Origin of the sequence: Komagataeibacter europaeus LMG 18890 (assembly GCF_000285295.1) — a bacterium.
GTDB classification, from domain to species: Bacteria; Pseudomonadota; Alphaproteobacteria; order Acetobacterales; family Acetobacteraceae; genus Komagataeibacter; species Komagataeibacter europaeus.
The window spans coordinates 1-2,969 of sequence record NZ_CADP01000200.1; the positions used below are offsets into that span (position 1 = coordinate 1).

The window sequence follows — 2,969 nt, forward strand, 5'->3', positions numbered from 1 at the left end:
AAGCCACTGGCCAGTATGGTGATCAGCGGATCAGATCCAAATCTCACAGGCGTGCTTTAAAGCACAGAGAAATCCACTGGTTTTTCCGATCCGGATCAGACGATCATGCGCCCATTCAGGTCATCGCCCTCTCACACCCCTACCGGTTCCATCCGCGGGAGCCGAGCCATCGCTCAGGCTGCCACGGACAGGGCCGGATCCCGATAATCCTCCTGTTTTGTTGCCATGGCCCAGATGGCTCGTGCCATCCTGTTGGCCAGCGCAATGGCTACCAGCATACGGGGCTTGCGGGCCAGCATCCGTGCCAGCCAGCTTCCCGGTGCAGGGGCCTTACGGCTGGCCCAGTTCACCTGGGTCATGGCGCCCATGATGAGAAGCCTGCGGATATCAGCCTGCCCGGCTTTTGATATCTTCCCCAGCCTTTCCTTTCCGCCAGATGAGAACTGACGGGGCACCAGCCCCAGCCACGCAGCAAAGTCGCGCCCGCGCCGGAAGCTCTGCAGGTCAGGCGCAAAAGCTTCAATCGCAAGAGCGGTCAGAGGACCCACTCCAGGCATGCTCTGCAATCTGCAGGTGTTTTCACTTTCCTGGACAAGCATCCTGATCTTCTTTGTTCTGACATCAATCCGCACACTCTGCTCCGAAATCTGTCGCAGCAGATCAAGGCATTCCTGCTTCACAGCCTCTGGCAGAACCGCCTCATCCAGCATGGCTTCAATGTGTCTGATATGCGCAATCCCCTGTGGCACGACGAGACCGAATTCATACAGAACGGCACGCAGGGCATTCACCAGTTCCGTGCGCTGGTGCACCAGACGCTGCCGGGCCCGGAAAAGAACGCCACGCGCCTGCTGCGCTTCAGTGCGTGGTTCGACAAAGCGCATTTCCGGCTGACGGGCCGCAATGACGATCGCTTCCGCATCAGCAGCATCGTTCTTCTGGCGCTTCACGAAAGGCTTCACATACTGCGGAGCGATCAGTCTGACCTCGTGACCAGCTCCTGCCAGTTCGCGAGCCCAGTAATGCGCGCTCCCGCACGCTTCAAGAACGACCAGAGCAGGCGGCTGCGTGGCCATGAACTGCATAAACTGCTGACGACGCAGCTTTTTGCGAAACATCACCTCGCCCGCACGCGAAGCTCCATGAACCTGGAAAATGTTCTTTGCCAGATCAACGCCTATCACTGTATCCTTCATCTGCCGTCCTTTCGCGCAGTCGTTTCTTCCAACGACCATTCTGGCACATTGCGATGCCGTGCGGGGAGGACGGCAACCACCCCATCTGACGGGACATGAAACTGCATGGCCTTCAGGCAGTAACGCGATTCATGAAATCCTGTAAAAAGGGAAAAACACGCTCAGGCATGTCTTCAAGTAACGTATGTTTCGCGAAGGGTAGGTTAAGCAATCTGGCACCTTTGACCTGCTCAGCAAGCTCAAACGCCTGTTGCCGCGACACCAGCATATCATCGTCACCATGCACGACGAGCAGAGGACACCGGATGTTTTTTACAGATGCGCCGGGATAGGCATCTTCGTCGCAGCCGAGCCACATATGCGTCGCCGCCTTGAATAACTTTTCGAAATCCGGTTCGGGATTTTCCGCGTTGTAGACCGATATTTGATTCCCGAACATCCCACGCCATTTTTCAAGATTGATCTTCTGATAAATCTGCCGGGCCGGATCATTTTCCGGCAACACCCAGTGCGCGCCGACCGCTATGACGAACTCTGGTTGTACGGCATGAGATGCAGCCAGACGAAGGGCGACAATGCCACCGTCACTATGTCCGATTATACCGGATTTTTGCAGCCCCATCGCGTTAAGAACCGCGGTAAAATCATCCTGAAGCTGTCGATATGTCAGGGGGGCCGTCCCGATACCAGATCGACCATGCCCACGCGTATCAATAGCAATCAGCCTATAATCTTCTGCCAAGTGCTTTGCGAGCGGAATGAAATCCAGTCGGCTCCGCAAGCCGCCATGAAGCAATACAATTACTCTTCCTTTCGGGTTCCCGGCTTCAGAGACGAACAAATTTGTATCGCCAACTGATACAAACTTCCCTGTATCAAACATTCGATGGCTTTCATAAGGCTGGATTACTCTGGATCGTGCAGCGAGATTATCACCGGTAAGGCCACATCCTCAAGGTTTCACGATGCCTGGTCTGCTGCTGTCAGGGCGCTGCTGGCAACCGGTCGGAAGCTTCCGTCACGTTGTCCTCTTTCCAGAAGACCCGGAAGACTTCCGAAGATATTCATGGCCGCATCATGTAACTGGGGCTATCGTCTTGTCGGCATCGGAACTGGACATCAGCCGATAAAGACCGGGATATTGACAGGCAAACCGGATACAGGCCTGCCCCGCTGCCATGAATTGCATGCACGTTAAAGACATCGTTTCTGTCATGCTCTTCCCACGCCTGACGAAATCGATCCGGACCACTTCCAGCAGGGGGAAGGTCGAGTTCTGGTCCGCAGCCATCATGGCCGGCGAAATCCCGCATATGATCCGTGCGTTAGCCATACAGGCACGACATGGGCCGGAACAGTCCGGTTTGGGGGATGGGGCATGACCGAGACATATGATTATGATCTGGTCGTGATCGGCAGCGGCCCGTCAGGCAGGCGGGCTGGGGTTCAGGCGGCGAAACTGGGTCGATCCGTGCTGATTATCGAAAAAAATACCCGGGTTGGCGGGGTCTGTGTGCATACCGGCACCATTCCGTCCAAAACCCTGCGGGAGACGGTCCTCAACCTGACAGGCTGGCGGGAGCAGGCTTTCTATGGCCGGGCTTACCGTGCCCGCAAGGACATAACCATAGCCGACCCGAACAGTCGCCTGCGCAAGACCCTGGATTATGAAGTCGATATGCTGGACCACCAGTTCGCCCGCAACGGCATAGCGGTTGCGCATGGCACGGCACGGTTCGTGGATCCGCACCATATTACGATCACCATGGACAA

Annotated in this window: 3 protein-coding genes and 1 pseudogene; 1 reads left to right on the forward strand and 3 read right to left on the reverse strand. The window is 56.1% G+C overall.

The window, feature by feature from the left end; all coding sequences use genetic code 11:
* Positions 1-173: 173 nt before the first annotated feature.
* The 3 genes and pseudogenes from GEU01_RS20475 to GEU01_RS24060 form a co-directional block, all read right to left on the reverse strand.
* Entirely contained in the window at positions 174-1,196 is a 1,023-nt protein-coding gene (locus tag GEU01_RS20475) for an IS110 family RNA-guided transposase (RefSeq protein WP_019086379.1), read from the reverse strand.
* Between the two features lie 112 nt (positions 1,197-1,308).
* Positions 1,309-2,079, reverse strand: coding sequence for an alpha/beta fold hydrolase (locus GEU01_RS20480; protein WP_026018915.1), 771 nt, complete (start codon positions 2,077-2,079; stop codon positions 1,309-1,311).
* Between the two features lie 83 nt (positions 2,080-2,162).
* Positions 2,163-2,529, reverse strand: a pseudogene (locus tag GEU01_RS24060) (TetR-like C-terminal domain-containing protein); the annotation flags it as partial.
* Between the two features lie 45 nt (positions 2,530-2,574).
* Here GEU01_RS24060 and GEU01_RS23590 point away from each other — a divergent pair.
* On the forward strand, positions 2,575-2,969 hold a 395-nt coding region (locus GEU01_RS23590), incomplete at its 3' end, for an FAD-dependent oxidoreductase (RefSeq protein ID WP_042710994.1).